The organism is Streptomyces zaehneri (assembly GCF_032248645.1).
GTDB lineage: Bacteria > Actinomycetota > Actinomycetes > Streptomycetales > Streptomycetaceae > Streptomyces > Streptomyces coriariae.
This window is the reverse complement of sequence record NZ_JASTTJ010000005.1, coordinates 20,484-36,297: the sequence shown is the minus strand read 5'-3', so window position 1 is coordinate 36,297 and position 15,814 is coordinate 20,484. Positions and strand designations below refer to the sequence as shown.

At 74.0% G+C, this 15,814-nt stretch carries 12 protein-coding genes; 10 read left to right on the top strand and 2 right to left on the bottom strand.

Going from position 1 to position 15,814, the window contains the following annotated elements:
• The first annotated feature begins 32 nt into the window (after positions 1–32).
• From QQM72_RS10320 to QQM72_RS10285, 8 genes are all read left to right on the top strand, one after another.
• Entirely contained in the window at positions 33–1,709 is a 1,677-nt protein-coding gene (locus QQM72_RS10320) for an FAD-dependent oxidoreductase (RefSeq protein WP_314220519.1), read from the top strand.
• Positions 1,706–3,181, top strand: coding sequence for an ATP-binding protein (locus QQM72_RS10315; RefSeq protein WP_314220518.1), 1,476 nt, complete (start codon positions 1,706–1,708; stop codon positions 3,179–3,181). The genes QQM72_RS10320 and QQM72_RS10315 overlap by 4 nt, the downstream gene beginning before the upstream one ends.
• Entirely contained in the window at positions 3,178–3,531 is a 354-nt protein-coding gene (locus tag QQM72_RS10310; RefSeq protein WP_314220517.1) for a UBP-type zinc finger domain-containing protein, read from the top strand. Before QQM72_RS10315 ends, QQM72_RS10310 begins: the two co-directional genes overlap by 4 nt.
• A 120-nt stretch (positions 3,532–3,651) precedes the next feature.
• Entirely contained in the window at positions 3,652–6,639 is a 2,988-nt protein-coding gene (locus tag QQM72_RS10305; protein WP_314220516.1) for a helix-turn-helix transcriptional regulator, read from the top strand.
• A 131-nt stretch (positions 6,640–6,770) separates the two neighbouring features.
• Positions 6,771–8,270, top strand: a complete 1,500-nt coding sequence (locus tag QQM72_RS10300) for a CAP domain-containing protein (RefSeq protein ID WP_314220515.1) — start codon at positions 6,771–6,773, stop codon at positions 8,268–8,270.
• A gap of 149 nt (positions 8,271–8,419) precedes the next feature.
• Positions 8,420–9,631: a tetratricopeptide repeat protein gene (locus tag QQM72_RS10295; protein ID WP_314220514.1), complete on the top strand. Its 1,212-nt coding sequence runs from the start codon at positions 8,420–8,422 to the stop codon at positions 9,629–9,631.
• Entirely contained in the window at positions 9,628–10,683 is a 1,056-nt protein-coding gene (locus QQM72_RS10290) for a polyprenyl synthetase family protein (RefSeq protein ID WP_314220513.1), read from the top strand. Before QQM72_RS10295 ends, QQM72_RS10290 begins: the two co-directional genes overlap by 4 nt.
• Before the next feature lie 364 nt (positions 10,684–11,047).
• A complete protein-coding gene (locus QQM72_RS10285) occupies positions 11,048–12,697 on the top strand; it encodes a serine/threonine protein kinase (protein ID WP_314220512.1) in 1,650 nt (549 codons plus the stop codon).
• On the opposite strand, the gene QQM72_RS10280 is transcribed toward QQM72_RS10285, so the two are convergent.
• Positions 12,686–13,168: a hypothetical protein gene (locus QQM72_RS10280; RefSeq protein WP_314220511.1), complete on the bottom strand. Its 483-nt coding sequence runs from the start codon at positions 13,166–13,168 to the stop codon at positions 12,686–12,688. The two genes, QQM72_RS10285 and QQM72_RS10280, sit on opposite strands and share 12 nt — an antisense overlap.
• 42 nt (positions 13,169–13,210) lie before the next feature.
• On the opposite strand from QQM72_RS10280, the gene QQM72_RS10275 reads away from it, so the two are divergent.
• Both QQM72_RS10275 and QQM72_RS10270 read left to right on the top strand, forming a co-directional pair.
• A complete protein-coding gene (locus QQM72_RS10275; protein ID WP_314220510.1) occupies positions 13,211–14,182 on the top strand; it encodes an LLM class F420-dependent oxidoreductase in 972 nt (323 codons plus the stop codon).
• 120 nt (positions 14,183–14,302) lie between these two features.
• The gene (locus tag QQM72_RS10270) at positions 14,303–15,373 is read left to right on the top strand and encodes a hypothetical protein (protein ID WP_314220509.1); all 1,071 of its coding nucleotides are present in this window, start codon (positions 14,303–14,305) and stop codon (positions 15,371–15,373) included.
• On the opposite strand, the gene QQM72_RS10265 is transcribed toward QQM72_RS10270, so the two are convergent.
• Entirely contained in the window at positions 15,358–15,783 is a 426-nt protein-coding gene (locus QQM72_RS10265) for a DUF6328 family protein (protein ID WP_314220804.1), read from the bottom strand. The genes QQM72_RS10270 and QQM72_RS10265 overlap by 16 nt on opposite strands.
• Between the last annotated feature and the right edge of the window lie 31 nt (positions 15,784–15,814).

Genomic DNA, 15,814 nt, shown 5'->3' with positions numbered 1-15,814 from the left:
GTGAGTGACGACCCTCTCGGGGTGGGAGACGTATGGCACAGGCCGCCGATTCGGCGCGGACCGTCATCCTGACCGTGGACGACGACCCGGGGGTCTCCCGTGCCGTCGCCCGTGACCTGCGGCGCCGTTACGGCGGCGCGTACCGCATCGTGCGCGCCGAGTCCGGGGAGTCCGCGCTGGAGGCGCTGCGCGAGCTGAAACTCCGTGGCGATCTGGTGGCCGTCATCCTCGCCGACTACCGGATGCCCCAGATGAACGGCATCGAGTTCCTCGAGCAGGCCCTGGACGTGTATCCGGGCGCCCGTCGCGTGCTGCTGACCGCGTACGCCGACACGAGCGCGGCGATCGACGCGATCAACGTCGTCGACCTCGACCACTATCTGCTCAAGCCGTGGGACCCGCCGGAGGAGAAGCTCTACCCCGTCCTGGACGATCTGCTGGACGCCTGGCGGTCCAGCGACCACCGGCCGGTGCCCGCCACGAAGGTGGTCGGGCACCGCTGGTCGGCGCGGTCGTCGGAGGTACGGGAGTTCCTGGCCCGCAACCAGGTGCCGTACCGCTGGTACTCCGCCGACGAGCCGGAGGGACAGCGGCTGCTCGCCGCGGCCGGGGTCGACGGGCAGCGGCTGCCGCTGGTGGTCACCGCGGACGGCACCCCCCTGGTCGAGCCGGACGCGCCCGAACTGGCCGCCCACGTGGGGCTGGCGACGACTCCGACGGCCGACTTCTACGACCTGGTGGTGATCGGCGGCGGCCCGGCCGGGCTCGGCGCGGCGGTGTACGGGGCCTCCGAGGGCCTGCGCACCGTGCTGGTGGAACGGTCCGCGACCGGTGGCCAGGCCGGGCAGAGCTCCCGTATCGAGAACTACCTGGGCTTCCCGGACGGCGTGTCCGGGGCCCAGCTCACCGACCGGGCGCGGCGGCAGGCCACCAAGTTCGGCGCCGAGATCCTCACCGCGCGCGAGGTGACCGGGCTCGAGGTCAACGGCTCCGCGCGCGTCGTGCGGTTCTCGGACGGCTCGGCGGTGGCCGCGCACAGCGTGATCCTCGCGACGGGCGTGTCGTACCGGCAGCTGGCGGCGCCGGGCTGCGACGACCTGACCGGCTGCGGGGTGTTCTACGGGTCGGCGCTCACCGAGGCGGCCTCCTGCCAGGGGCAGGACGTCTACATCGTGGGCGGCGCCAACTCGGCCGGCCAGGCGGCCATGTACCTGGCGAGAGGGGCCAAGTCCGTCACGCTGCTGGTGCGCGGGGAGTCCCTGGCGGCGTCGATGTCGTACTACCTGATCCAGCAGATCGACGAGTCGCCCAACATCTCCGTGCGCCCCGGCACGGTCGTCGAGGCCGCGCACGGGGACGGCCACCTGGAGCAGCTGACGCTGCGGGACGTGACGACCGGCGAGACCGAACTCGTCGACGCGCAGTGGATGTTCGTGTTCATCGGCGCGGCCCCGCTGACCGGCTGGCTGGACGGCACGGTGCTGCGCGACGAGCGCGGGTTCATCCTCGCCGGACCCGACCTCACGCCCGACGGGCGGCCGCCCGCGGACTGGACGCTGGACCGGCCGCCGTACCACCTGGAGACCAGTGTTCCCGGCGTGTTCGTGGCGGGCGACGCGCGCGCCGAGTCCGCGAAGCGCGTCGCGTCCGCCGTAGGAGAGGGAGCCATGGCCGTGATGCTCGTCCACCGCTACCTGGAGCAGTCATGAGCGGGCAGTTGATGCCGTGCAGCCCGACCGAGATCAGCTCGCTGTTCCTGTTCGAGAAGCTCTCCCCCGAGCAGCTGGGGCGGCTGTGCAGCGAGGGCCGGGTGGAGAGGTTCGAGCCCGGTCCGGTGTACACCGAGGGCGATCCGGCGACCTGCTTCTACGTGATGCTCGAGGGCTCGGTCGTGCTGTACCGCCGGGTCGGCGGGGACGACATCGAGGTGAGCCGCACCTCCCAGCGCGGGGTGTACGCCGGGGCCATGCAGGCATACCTGGGGGACCAGGTGCCGCAGGTCTACAACAACTCGATGCGGGTGACCGAGCCGACGCGGTTCTTCGTGCTGCCCGCCGAGTCGTTCTCGGCCGTCATGCGGGAGTGGTTCCCGATGGCGGCGCATCTGCTGGAGGGGCTGTTCTTCGGCTCGAAGAACACCCAGCGGGCCGTCGGGCAGCGCGAACGGCTGCTGGCCCTCGGCTCGTTGTCGGCGGGTCTGACCCATGAGCTCAACAACCCGGCCGCGGCGGCCGTGCGCGCCACCGCGACGCTGCGCGAGCGGGTGGCGAAGATGCGGCACAAGCTGGCCGTCATCGCCTCCGGAGCCTACGACGCCGAGGCGCTGACCCGGCTGATCGAGATCCAGGAGCGGACGGCCGAACTGGTCGCCAAGGCACCGGTGCTGAGCCCGCTGGAGGCCTCCGACCGGGAGGACGACCTCACCGACTGGCTCGACGACCACGGCATCCAGGAGGGCTGGCGGATCGCGCCGACCTTCGTGCAGGCCGGGCTGGACGTGGACTGGCTGGAGCAGGTCGCGGCCGCCGTCGACGAGGACACCCTGCCGGGTGCGGTGGGGTGGCTCAACTACACGGTCGAGACCGAGCTGTTGATGGACGAGATCGACGACTCCACCACCCGCATCTCGCACCTCGTCGACGCCGCCAAGCAGTACTCGCAGCTCGACCGCGCTCCCTACCGGGTCGTCGACGTGCACGAACTCCTCGACAGCACCCTGCTGATGCTCTCGGGCAAGATCGGGCAGCGCATCGAGGTCGTCAAGGACTACGACCGTGCGCTCCCGGCGATCCCGGCCTACCCGGCGGAGCTCAACCAGGTGTGGACGAACCTCGTCGACAACGCCGTCTTCGCCGTCAACAGCGCGGGCGGCGAAGGCACGTTGACCGTGCGGACGGCGCGCGAGGGCGACCGGCTGCTGGTGGAGTTCCGCGACACGGGTCCCGGGATCCCGCCGGACGTCCGGGGACGCATCTTCGACCCCTTCTTCACCACCAAGCCGGTGGGCGAGGGCACCGGGCTCGGCCTGGACATCTCCTGGCGGATCGTCGTCAACAAGCACCACGGCAACCTCCATGTGGAGTCCGTGCCGGGAGACACCCGCTTCCAGGTGCTGCTGCCGCTGACCGCACCCGACCCCGAGAGCGCACCCGACCCCGAGACCGCCGAGGAGCCCGTATGACCGACACGGACGCGATCGACCCGAACGTTGCGCCCAGCGGCGCCGGCTGCGTGGACTGCGACGCGGCGGGCGGCTGGTGGTTCCACCTGCGGCGCTGCGCGAGCTGCGGCCATGTCGGCTGCTGCGACTCCTCCCCCGCGCAGCACGCCACCGCGCACTACAAGGCGACCGGGCATCCCCTGGTGCGCAGTTTCGAGCCGGGCGAGGAGTGGTTCTGGGACTACTCCACCGACGAGCTGTACGAGTCCGGGCCGGAGCTCGCCCCTCCGGCCGCTCACCCCGCGGACCAGCCCGTGCCGGGCCCGGCCGGGCGGGTGCCGGAGGACTGGGCGCGGTCACTGCACCGTTGAGCACGGGGGTCGAGCGCGGGCCTTCGAGCGCGTCACGGCAGGGCTCCTGGCATCCTCCCCGGCAGGGCTCCGTTCCTGGTCGCGGGCCGCGTCGTCGGTGGCGCGTGCCAGGATGGGGTCGTGTCTCAGACCGTGTTCGCCACCGCGTTCATCGGCCGGGAAGAGGAGCTGGCCCGGCTCTCCGGCGTGCTCGAACGCGCCCGGGGCGGTGAGTCACGCGCGGTGCTGATCGCCGGGGACGCCGGCGTGGGCAAGACCCGGGTCCTGGACGAGGTCGCCGCGCGGGCGGCCCGCTCCGGCATGACCGTGCTCACCGGGCACTGTGTCGACCTCGGGGACGTGGGGCTGCCGTATCTGCCGTTCACCGAGATCCTCGGCCTGCTCGCCGCCGACGAGCGGTGCGCCGCCGTCCTCGCCGCGCACCCCGAGGTCGACCGGCTGCTCGGCGCGGGCACGGACGCAGACGAAGCGGGTCCCGGCCCGCGCTCCGGCAGCGGAGAGGGGCGGCTGAGGCTGTTCGAGGGGATGGCGGCGCTGCTCGCCGACCTGTCGGACGTCACCCCGCTGCTCCTCGTCCTGGAGGATCTGCACTGGGCGGACCAGTCCTCCCGGGACCTGCTGCGGTTCCTGCTCAGCCGGGGCTTCCTCCAGCGGTCCACCGGCAACGGCTCCGGTCACCGGCTGGCGGTCCTGGCCTCCTACCGGGCGGACGACCTGCACCGCCGGCACCCGCTGCGCCCGCTGCTGGCGGAGCTGGTGCGGCTGCCGGCCGTGGACCGGCTGGAGCTGCGGCCGCTGGCGGACGCCGAGGTGACCCGGCTGCTGCGTGCCCTGGAGGGCCGGCCGCTGCCGGACGCCACGGTGCGCCGGATCGTGGAGCGCGCGGAGGGCAACGCCTTCTACGCCGAGGAGTTGCTCGCGGCCAAGGACACGGGGGCCGGCAAAATGCCCAGCGGGCTGGCCGACCTCCTCCTCATCCGCGTCGAGCAACTGCCCGGCACCGCGCAGCAGGTACTGCGGACCGCCGCCGTCGCCGGCCGGCGGGTGGAACACGAACTGCTGCGGGACGCGGTCGGACTGCCCGAGGACGAGCTGGAGTCGGCACTGCGGGAGGCCATCGGCCACCAGCTCCTGGTCGCGGGCGACGACGGCGCGTACGCCTTCCGGCACGCCCTCGCCCGCGAGGCGGTGTACGCCGATCTGCTGCCGGGTGAACGGTCGCGGCTGCACGGCGCGTTCGCCGCTCTGCTGGCCGGCCGGGGCCACCGGCCCGAGACCGCGGCGGAGCGCGCCCACCACTATCGCGAGAGCCATGACCTGAGGGAGGCCCTCGCCGCCTCGCTGGAGGCCGCCGACCACGCCCGGCGGGTCGGCGCGCCCGCCGAGGAACTGCGCCATCTGGAGGCCCTGCTCGACCTCTGGGAGTCGGTGCCCGCGACGGCCCGCCCGTCGGGCGAGGCGACCGACCGGGTCACGCTGATGCTGCGCGCCTCGGCGGCGGCCGCGCACGCCGGGGAGGCGCACCGCGCGGTGTCCCTGACCCGGGCCGCGCTCGCGGGCGTCGGCCGGGACACCGACTCCGAACTCGCCGCACGGGTGCGGTACACGCTGGCCGGCACGCTCATGAACGTCGACAGCCTGACGGCCGCGTTCGCCTACAGCAGCGAGGCGTTGGCGATGATCCCCGCCGAGCCGCCGACGCCGACCTGGGTGTGGGCCGCCGCCACGCATGTCCTGGCGGCCCGTCAGGTGGGTGACTCAGCGACCGCCCTGCGGGTCGCGCGCGAGGCGCTGCGCGCCGCCGAGCAACTCGATCTGACGGACGCGCGTGCCGACCTCCTGGTCTCGCTGGCCAACCTCGAGGGCGAGGGCCGCCGCTCCGCCGAGGGCCGCGCGCGGCTGACTCAGGCACGTGAGCTGGCCCGGCGCGGCGGGAACGCGCCGGTGGAGATGCGGGCCCTGTTCACCCTGGCCATCGGCGCCTTCGAGGCCGGGGAGCCGGCGGAGTGCCTGCCCTGGCTGGCCGAGGGCCTGGACCGCGCCCGCCGGGCGGGGCTGCTGTCCTCGCCGTATCCGCTGGAGATGCGGTACCTCCAGCTGCTGGTGCTCTACACGCTGGGCCGCTGGGACGAGTGTCTGCGCACGGCGACGACCGACCTGGCGGTGCTGCCGGCGTCGGGTGGATTCGCGGTGGGTCCCGCCCTGTACGTGGGCCTGGCACGCGGCGACAAGGGCGTCGCCGACCGGGCCCGGACCCTGATCGGGGGGCGCTTCGACTGGATGGCGGCGCTCGTCGCGGGCATCGTGCTGACCGACGCCGCGGCACAGAGCGGTGACGCCGAGGCGGCGGTGGCCCGGCTGCGGTCCTCCGTCGAAGCCCTCACGGACGACACGGGCATGCTCCCGGACGTCACGGTCCGGCTCACCGCTCTCGCCCTCACGGCGGTCGCCGACGCGGCTGCCACGGCGCGCGGCGGCGGGGACGAGGCGGCGGCGGACCGCTGGTCGGCGACCGCGACCGAACTCCTGGAACCGGCCCGGTCGGTGGCCCTGCGGGGCGCGGCGGGCGTGCCGCAGGGCCCGGAGGGGCGCGCCTGGCTGGCTCGTGCGCAGGCCGAGTGGGCATGGGCCACCACCGGGCCCGACCCGGCGGCCTGGGAGCGGACGGTGGCGGCGTTCGGCTACGGCGACGCCTACGAACTCGCCCGCTGCCGGCTGCGGTACGCGCAGGCCCTGCTGGCCGCCGGCCGGCGCGAGGACGCGGCGACCGAGGCCCGCGCCGCCCGGGAGACGGCCCTACGGCTGGGCGCCACTCCCCTGCTGGCGCGGACGGACGACCTGCTCCGGCGTGGACGTCTCACGGACGCCGGGCCCACCGCCCGGGGTGGTCCGGTCGCCCTGACGGCCCGGGAGCGGGATGTCCTGCGGCTGCTCGCGCTCGGCCGGAGCAACCGGCAGATCGGCGAGGAACTGTTCATCAGCGGCAAGACGGCGAGCGTCCACGTCTCCAACATCCTCGCCAAGCTGAGCGCGGCGAGCCGTACGGAGGCCGTGGCGATCGCCTACCGCGAGCGGCTGCTCGAACCGGAGCCCGGCGCGTCGGGCTGATCCCGGCGTTCGCGGCCCGGCCACGACCGGCGGGCGGGCGGCCGGATGCGGGCGAGGAACCCCGGGGGCCTGCCGCCCGTTGTCCGGACAGGCCCCCGGCGGGGCCGGCACGACGACATCGGGGCGGCAGGATGAACGTGTTGGTTCCCGGGGGCAACCTGCCCCTCCCGGACGGCGCCCTGGCCGCCCGGGTGCCCGGCCCCTTCGACGTCTTCGCCCTCGTCACGGACGACGGCGGCAAGGTCCGCGGGGACGCCGACCTCGTGTTCCACAACCAGCCGAAGGCGCCGGGAGCCCTGCTCCGGGGCGACACCCTGACGCTGGAACCCCACAGGCTGCGGGCCGGCGCGACCCGCGTCACGCTGGTCGTCGGCGCGGCCGAGCCGGGCACACCCCTGGCCCGGCTGCCCCTGCCCACGCTGCACGTCAGCGACGCACCGGGCCGCGTACTGGCCCGGTTCACGCCACCGCCCACCCAGGGCGAGACGGTGCTGTTGCTCGCGGAGTTCTACCGGCGGGGCGGCGGCTGGAAGCTGCGGGCGCTCGGCCAGGGGTACGCGGACGGACTGGCGGGCCTGGCCCGGGACTTCGGGGTGGAGGTCGTGGCGGAGGACAGCCCGCCCACGGGGGGACGGACCGCCGCCGGACCCCCACCCGGGTACGCCGGGCAGAGCGGCCCCGCCCCCGCGATCCGACAGCCGACGAGCTCCCCACACCCGGCGAGCCGACAGCCGACAACCGGCCCACGCCCCGCCGGCCCACAGCCGACGACCGCACCACGGCCCGTGGGTCCGGGACCCGTCTTCGCACCGCGCGGCTCGTCCGGCTCCCGCAGTTCCGCGATGTCCGTCTCCGATCCCGACGGCTTCCTCGCCCTCGTCAACCCCTCCCGCGCCAGCGCCGGTTCACCTCCGGTGTCCCTCGACGCCCGCCTCGCCTCCGCGGCCCGCGCACACGCGGCCGCCCTGGCCGCGGCCGGGCGGCTCGGTACCGAGGGTGCGGACGGCGTCTCGGTGCACCAGCGGGTGACGGCCGCCGGATACCGGTATCTCGCCGTCGGCGAGCACCTGGTCTCCGGGCCGCGCACCACCGCCGAGTTCGTCGCGTACTGCCTGCGCACCGACCGGGCCCGGCGGACCCTGCACGACCCGGCGTTCGCGCACGCCGCGCTGGCAGGGGCCACCGACGCACGCACCGGCGACACCTACTGGACCGCCCGGTGGACAAGCCCGCTCACCCCGGACGGCCTGGCCCGGACCGCGGCCGAGGTCGTCGACCTCACCAACCGTGAACGGGCGAGCGCCGGGCTGCCCGCCCTGGCCGTCGATCCCCTGCTCACGGCGGCGACGCAGGCGCACAGCGCGGACATGGCGGCGCGCGCCTTCTACGCCCACACCTCGCCCGAGGGGAGCCAACCCTGGGACCGGGCCGCCGCCGCGGGCTCGACCCGGCGGACCATCGGCGAGAACATCGCCTGCGGCCAGCGCTCCCCCGCCGAGGTGATGGACGGCTGGATGAACAGCCCCGGTCATCGGGCCGACATCCACAAGCCCGGCTTCACCCACATCGGCGTCGGCTTCGCGGGCGGCGGCCCCTCGGGCACGTACTGGACCCAGCTCTTCGGCGCCTGACACCCCACCAGCCTCCGGGGGTGATCTACGCCTCACAGGCAACCCCCCTCACCGTGCCCGCGTCTTGACCGGCAGCACACCGCACTATACCCACCGTGTATACACAGAGCGCATACGTGAATACGACGGTGGTCTGCCGAAGGGAACCGATGTACGGCAAGGCATTCGCCCCGGAGTACCAGGGCGCTCTCACCACCCTGTCCGTGAACTCCTCGCTGGACGACGTACTGGCCGCCGGCACCGATCGGTTGCGGGCGGCGGAGCAGGCCGGGGAACACGGCGAGGCGGCCCGCTCGGGGCTCGCGGTCGCCGAGGCGCACCGGCGTCTGGGACAGGTACGGGAGGCCGACCGGGCCTGGAAGGCGAGCTACCGGGCGGCCCGGGACGCCGGGGACATCGCCGCGATGGCGTGGGCCCTGTGGAGCGGCGGCACCCTGGCCCGGCAACGGGGCGCGTTCCCGCTGGCCCGGAGGCTGCTGGGGCTCGCGGCCGACCTGGGAGAGCAAGGCGGCGACATCGTGGTCCGCGGCTACTCGCTGGCCGGGCTGGCGGAGACCGGACGGATCCAGGGCGACTACGAGGCCGTGGGCAGGCTGCACGAGCAGTTGCTGGCCGAGGCGCGCAGGCGCGGCGAGGCGCGGCACACGGTGTGGGCCCTGGAGGGCATCGCTCAGATGCACCGCAACTCCGGCGACCACGACACGGCGTACGCCCTCTTCGAGGAGGCGGCCCGGATCGCCGAGGGCGCCGAGGACCGCCGCGGCCACGCCTGGGCGCTGCGCGGGCTGGCCGACATCGTCTCCGCGCGGGACGGGGACACCGCACGCGCCCTCGCCCTGCTGACGGAGGCCGAGGAGTCCTGCCGTGCGATGAACCTGACCGGCGCACTGGCCTACAACCACAAGATGCGCGGCAACGTCCTGTACCGGACCGGGCGTTACCCCGAAGCGCGGCGGATGTACACGCAGGCGCTCGACGAGTTCCGCGCCATGGGCGAGCCCCGCGGCGAGGCACTCTCCCGGCTCGGCCTGACGAAGGCGCTGGCCCGGCTGGGACGCGACCACGGGGAGACGGCGGCCGAACTGGCGGAACTGGCAAGGGAGCTGGAGCGCATCGGGCTGCGGCACGCACGGGAGATGGTCGCCCGGGCACAGACCGAACTGGGGGTCGAGACGTCGTCCCCGGCGACAGCGACACCGACACCGACACCGACACCGGCACCGGCACCGGCACCGGCACCGGCACCAACAGCGAAGCCGACTCCGACACCCGCTCCGACACCGGAGCCGACTCAGACTCCCGCACCCGCACCCGCACCCGCACCCGGGGTTTCCGACGCGCACGCGGCGGTCGGCCGGTGACCGCGCTCGGCACGACGGTGCGGGGAGCCACCGCGACCCGGTCCCGCGCGCCGCGGATCCTCGCCCGCTGCCGGGCGTTGGTGCGACCCGCGCTCATGGAGGCCGTCGGCCGGTCGCACCCGTGGGTGGGTGAGATGGCCGGCTACTCCTTCGGCTGGTGCGGGGTCGGCGGGGTGCCCGCGGCCGGTTCCGGAGGCAAGGGTGTACGGCAGGCCCTCGCGGTACTCGGCGCCGAGGCGGCGGGTGGGCCCGCCCGGGCCGGGGTGCCCGCGGCGGTGGCGGTGGAGCTGGTGCACGCCTTCTCCCTGCTCCACGACGACATCATGGACGGCGATCCGACCCGGCGCGGGCGTGCCACGGTGTGGAAGGCGTACGGCACGGGACCGGCGGTCCTGGCGGGTGACGCCCTGTTCGCCCTGGCGGTGGAGACCCTCGCGCTCCAGCCGCCCCCGGCCGGCGCCGACGCCGTACGCCTGCTGTCCGGCGCCCTCGGGGACCTCGTCCGCGGACAGGCCGACGACCTGCTGTTCGCCGCGCGGCCCTGGTCGGGTCCGGAGCGGGTGCGGCCGGACGCCTACCGGGCGATGGCCGAGGGCAAGACCGGTGCGCTGCTCGGCTGTGCCGCCGCGCTGGGGGCCGTGCTGGCCGGCGCGTCCCCGGCCGCCGCGGCCGCGCTGGACCGGGCGGGGCGGCATCTCGGGGTCGCGTTCCAGGTGGTCGACGACGTGCTGGGCATCTGGGGCGACCCGTCGGTCACGGGCAAGCCCGTCCACGGCGATCTGCGCGAGCGGAAGAAGACGTTCCCGGTGCTGGCCGCGCTGGACTCACCCGCTCCCGCAGCGCGTCGGCTGGCCGGACTGCTGGAACGGGGCGGCGACCCGGGTGAGGCGGCGTCGCTGGCCGAGGCGGCGGGTGGCCGTGTGGCGGCGCTGGCCGAGGCGGGCCGACAGGTCGCCGCCGCCGAGTCGGCGCTGGCGGACGCCCCGCTGGCCGCCGGGGCCGTGCGCGACCTGCGTTCCCTGATCGGCTTCGCGGCGCTCCGGGACCTCTGACACGGGCCCGGCCGTGCTCGCGGAACGCGCTGTTACCGGTCCCCGAGCGGATCGCCGTACGGGGCGACTCCACCGGATTAGGAGAATCGCCGGGAGGGCCGCCGAGCAGGAATGCAGCGCGGTCGAGAAGGTCGTTCGCGGGAACCGCGACGAGTCCCGCCCGGCTTGTTTACCGCTGGTTACACCGCAGGACGGACGCACGGCGACTCCCGGCAATTCCCTTTCTCGTACATGCACTCGACTCAAAGCGGCGCCTTTTTTGAATAAAAGACAGGAATCACACCGGAGTTGCGGTCCAATTGAACGGACCCCCTCGCGCCGGTCGTACCACTGGGAAAGGTGAGCGCCGGCGGTTCAGCGAGGGATGGCCATGGTCAAGACGCACGTCTCCACGCACGAGTGGGTCGCCGGGAGGTACCGGCTGCTCGACGTCGTCCACCGGGAGACGAACCGCGTCGGCTGGTACGGCGAGTACGTCGAGGACACCGGGACGGCCCGGCCCTGCCTGGTCACCGGGATCGGGCTGCCGGCCGGCCAGGGCGAGGAGAAGGGCCGCCAGGCCGCCGACCGGGTCCTGCGCATGTCGGAGACGATGGCGCGACTGTGTCCCGGCCGGATCGCCACGGTCGTCGACGCCGTGGAGGAGGCGGGTTCCCTGTGGACCGTCACCGAGTGGATCGACGGTCTGCCCCTGAGTCAACTCCTCGCTCAGAAGGGGGCGTTCAGCCCGGCCAAGGCCGCGGCGATCGGGCTGCAGCTGCTGGACGTGCTCGAGGTCGCGCACGGCGAGGGCATCACCCACGGCGAGCTGAGCCCCGGTCAGGTCTTCGTGCGGGCCCGGGGCCCCCTCGTGCTCACCGGGTTCGGACTGGCGGGCGCGACCCTCGCCCCCCGGGTGGCGGCCCCGGCGTACGCCTCCCCCGAGCAGGCCCGGGACGACCGGATCGGCCCGGCGGCCGACCTGTGGGCGCTCGGCGCGATCCTGTACACGATGGTCGAGGGGCGTCCGCCGTACCGGGACCGGGACCGGCCCGAGAGCACGCTGAAGGGCGTGGACCGGCTGCCGCTGCGCACCCCGCTGCGGGCCGGTTCGCTCACCCCCACCGTGCAGGGGCTGCTGCGCAAGGACTCCCGGGAGCGGCTGACCAGGACCGTCGTACGCCAGTCCCTCACCCGGGTGCTGGACGAGGATCCGCACGCGGTGATGCAGGCCCCCCGGCTGAAGCGGGCCTGCGCCACCGCCCGGTACGTCGGTCCGCGGTGGAGCGGCCGGGCCATGGCGGCCGGCACGGCGCTGGCCGTCGTCACCGTGGCCGTGGCCGCCCTCGCCGTGACCCACCAACAGCCCGACACCGACGACACCGCGGGGGGCGGCGCGCAGGCCCGGCCGTCCGCGTCCGCCGCGACACCCGGCGAGGACGCCGGCGAAAGAGACCCCGCGACACCGACGCCGGCCGAGCCGACCGCGTCGACCGCGTCGGGCACCCCGTCACCCGGCGAGTCCCCGGAATCCTCCCCCTCGGCGCCCGCCAAGGCCGACGCCCTCCCCGAGGGCTACCGCGTGTACCGCGCGCCCGAGGGATTCTCGGTCGCGCTCCCCGAGGGCTGGAAGCCGCTGGAGACCAAGCGCGGCACCGATGAGGCGTATCGCGTCACCTTCGGGGCGACCGGCGATCCGCGCACCCTCGCGGTGACCTACAGCGAGAGCGCCGGACCGGACCCGGTGGCCGTGTGGCGCGAGGACGTCGAGCCCAACCTGAAGAAGGACGACGGTTTCCGCCGGCTCGGCGACATCGAGGCGACGACGTACCAGGGCTACGAGGCCGCCGACATGGAGTGGCTCGTGGACGTCGACGGCGCCCGGGTGCGCACGTTCGGCCGCGGTCTCCTCCTCGGCGGGCAGCGCAGTTTCTCGCTCCGCTGGACGACACCCGCGGCGGACTGGGGCAAGAGCGCCAACCGCGAGGCGCTGGACACGTTCCTGCGGACCTTCCGGCCGGGTTCAGCCGCCTGACCGGGGCGACCGGCGCGGTGCGCGGAGCCTGCGCAGCGGGGCGCCGTGCAGCGGTTTCGTGTCCCAGCGGGCGGTGAACGTGCGGTCGGCGAGGGAGCAGGTCACCCGCAGGCGGTGCGGGGTCTCGAGGAACACGACGTGCACCGCGAGGGTGTCGCCGTCGGTCCAGCCGCCGCTCACCGCGGTGGGCGGCGGCTCCTCGCCCGGATGTCGGCCGCCGGTCCCCAGGGGCAGCACCAGCCGCCGGGCACCCGGCTCCTCCACGAGACTCAGCGTCCAGCCGTCGGGGCCCGCGGTGACGACGGCTCCGGTCAGTTCCGGCTGGTCGGCGCAGAATCCGCCGCCGGGGGTGAACTCGGCGCCCGACCAGTGCGCGCCGCGCTCGGGCGGCGCGGGCGCGCCGGGGGCAACAGGCAGTGCGAGGTGTGCCAGGCGCAGTGCGAGGGCCGCGTCGGCTCTGTTTCCGGTCACGGGCACCTGTTTCCGCCCCCGGCGGCCGGGGACTCGGCCCCCATGGTGCGAATCGGATACACGATGATGACCGAACAGGCCGGCCCTCGTGACCTCGTCGACCACGTGGTGCGTGCCGAGGAGGCGGGCTTCGACTTCTCGGTGACCTCGGACCACTACTTTCCGTGGCTGCGCTCGCAGGGCCACGCGCCGTACGCGTGGAGCGTGCTCGGCGCCGCCGCCCAGGCCACGTCACGCATTCCGCTGATGACGTACGTGACGTGTCCGACCTTCCGCTACCACCCGGCGGTGGTGGCGCAGAAGGCCGCCACGATGCAGCTGCTGTCCGAGGGGCGCTTCCGGCTGGGCCTGGGCTCCGGGGAGAACCTCAACGAACATGTGGTGGGCGGCGGCTGGCCCTCCGTGGACGTGCGGCACGAGATGCTCGAGGAGGCCGTGGAGATCATCCGCGCGCTGTTCGAGGGTGGGCATGTGACCCGGCACGGCACCCACTACGACGTGGACTCGGCCCGGCTGTGGGACCTGCCCGACGAGCCGCCGCCGATCGGCGTCGCCGTGTCCGGCGAGCGTTCGTGCGCCCTCGCGGGCCGGCTCGCCGACCTTGTGATCGCCACCGAGCCCAAGGCCGACCTGCTGTCCTCGTTCGACCGCCACGGCGGCGCGGGCAAGCCGCGGGTGGGCCAGCTTCCGGTCTGCCACGGCCCCGACCGGGACGCGGCCGTGCAGCGGGCGCACGACCAGTTCCGCTGGTTCGGCAGCGGCTGGAAGGTGAACTCCGAACTGCCGCACCCGGACTCCTTCGACGCGGCGACCCGGTTCGTGACGCCCGACGACGTCGCCGCCTCGATCCCCTGCGGCGACGATCCGGACGACTTCGTCGAGGCCGTACGTCCGTACGCCGAGGCCGGGTTCACGGAGATCGCCCTGGTGCAGATCGGCGGGGACACCCAGCCCGCGTACCTGGACTGGTCGGAGAAGACCCTGCTGCCCGCGCTGCGCGGCGCCTTCGGCTGACGGGCCGCCCGGCCCGCACACGGGTCCGGCAAAGCATCGCCAAGAGGTGCATATAGGCTGCCGGTCTGCACTTTCGCAGTGCCGATCCTACGTCCAGCAGCCCGCAGAGGAGAGTCATCCGTGACCCTGGCGATCGACCTGCCCGAGACGTCCCCCGAGACGTCCCCCGCGCCCCTGTCCGACCTCGTGGCCCGGGACGCCCGTGAGTTCGGCGTCTACGCGCGGACCGGCGGGTGGGCCTTCGGCCTGATGGTGGCGCGCAGCGTCCGGCCGGGCGGGCAGAGCGCGGACGAGACGCCGAAGGTGTCGGCGAAGGAGTTCGCCGAACTGGCCGGCTGCTCCCCCGAGCGCGTCATGCGGTACTACAAGGCCTGGGACCGGGCGGCGGACGACGGTCTCGTCCCGCACTTCGAGGAGCTCGCGCCGGGCCAGGAGGTCGAGCTGCCGGACGCCGAGGTGTGGCTGACCTACTACGTCTCCCGGTCCAGCGCCGGCTCGGAGCGCGGTACCGCCATCGCGGAGGCCGCCGAGGCCGAGGGCATCCGCCCGACGAAGGCGCTGGAGGTCGCGGAGAACCCCACCGCGCTGCGCGCCGCGATCCTCGCCGACCCGTCGACCGCCCGAGCGGCCCGCGCCGCCCTCCTGGACCGCATCAAGGAGGACCCCGACCTGCAGATCGAGCTGGCCCGGGACGTCGTACGCACCGACGACCTCAAGAAGGCCGTGGCCACCGAGAGCCGCTCGGCCGACCGCATCGGGTACGTGCGTCAGATCGCCGAGTCCGGCCAGATCAAGACGCCCGCCGGACAGACCCTCGACGCGCCCGTCGAGCTGCGCCAGGAGGCCGAACGGCACCTCTCGCTGCTCGACGAGCTGAACGACGACGAGGACGCGGGCGAGTGGGCGAGCGATGCCTACGACACGATGAAGAGCCTGGTCGTGGAGACCGTCGAGGCCGACCCCGAGCTGCGCGTCCAGGAGCGGCGCACGAAGTTCTACAGCAGCCTCCAGCGGGCGACGAAGGTGTTCGAGGAACTGACCTTCGACGACGTCGACGCCCAGGAGTTCTACGAGGACGACATGGTCCAGCAGCTGGAGGAGCTTCAGCAGGCCATCGGCAGCTGTATCACCGCGCTGCGCGGTGCCCGCACCGCGCCCGGAGCCGGTGGTGCGGCTCAGTCCGTCGTGTAACGGCGGCGGGTCCACAGCGGCAGCACGAACCAGCACAGCGCGTACCACGTGAACACACCCGCGACGAGATAGGGCACGAACGCGTCGTGGGTGGCCACACGCAGGATCAGCAGCAGCGAGGCGGTCATGGTGGCGAGCAGCAGGAGCAGGCCGACGAAGGTCAGCCGGGACGCCCACCGCACCGCCTGCGGTTTCACCCGCCGTCCGGAGACCAGGCGGTGCAGGGAGACGGGACCTATGAGGGCGCCCGTCGCGCAGGCTCCCAGGACCACGGTCACGATGTAGATGACCTGGTCGACGTGTTGCAGGTCCGCGTAGCGCGGGGTGAACACGACGGTCAGCAGGAAGCCGAAGAGGATCTGCACTCCCGTCTGGGCGACCCTGATCTCCTGGATCAGCTCCACCCACATACGGTCGGCTCTCTCCTCCTCGGTCTCGTCC

Coding starts and splice junctions, on each gene's coding strand:
- QQM72_RS10300 (WP_314220515.1), top strand. CDS start 6,771: ATGAACGTGTTGGTTCCCGGGGGCAACCTGCCCCTCCCGGACGGCGCC.
- QQM72_RS10285 (WP_314220512.1), top strand. CDS start 11,048: ATGGCCATGGTCAAGACGCACGTCTCCACGCACGAGTGGGTCGCCGGG.
- QQM72_RS10315 (WP_314220518.1), top strand. CDS start 1,706: ATGAGCGGGCAGTTGATGCCGTGCAGCCCGACCGAGATCAGCTCGCTG.
- QQM72_RS10275 (WP_314220510.1), top strand. CDS start 13,211: ATGGTGCGAATCGGATACACGATGATGACCGAACAGGCCGGCCCTCGT.
- QQM72_RS10265 (WP_314220804.1), bottom strand. CDS start 15,783: ATGTGGGTGGAGCTGATCCAGGAGATCAGGGTCGCCCAGACGGGAGTG.
- QQM72_RS10295 (WP_314220514.1), top strand. CDS start 8,420: ATGTACGGCAAGGCATTCGCCCCGGAGTACCAGGGCGCTCTCACCACC.
- QQM72_RS10320 (WP_314220519.1), top strand. CDS start 33: ATGGCACAGGCCGCCGATTCGGCGCGGACCGTCATCCTGACCGTGGAC.
- QQM72_RS10310 (WP_314220517.1), top strand. CDS start 3,178: ATGACCGACACGGACGCGATCGACCCGAACGTTGCGCCCAGCGGCGCC.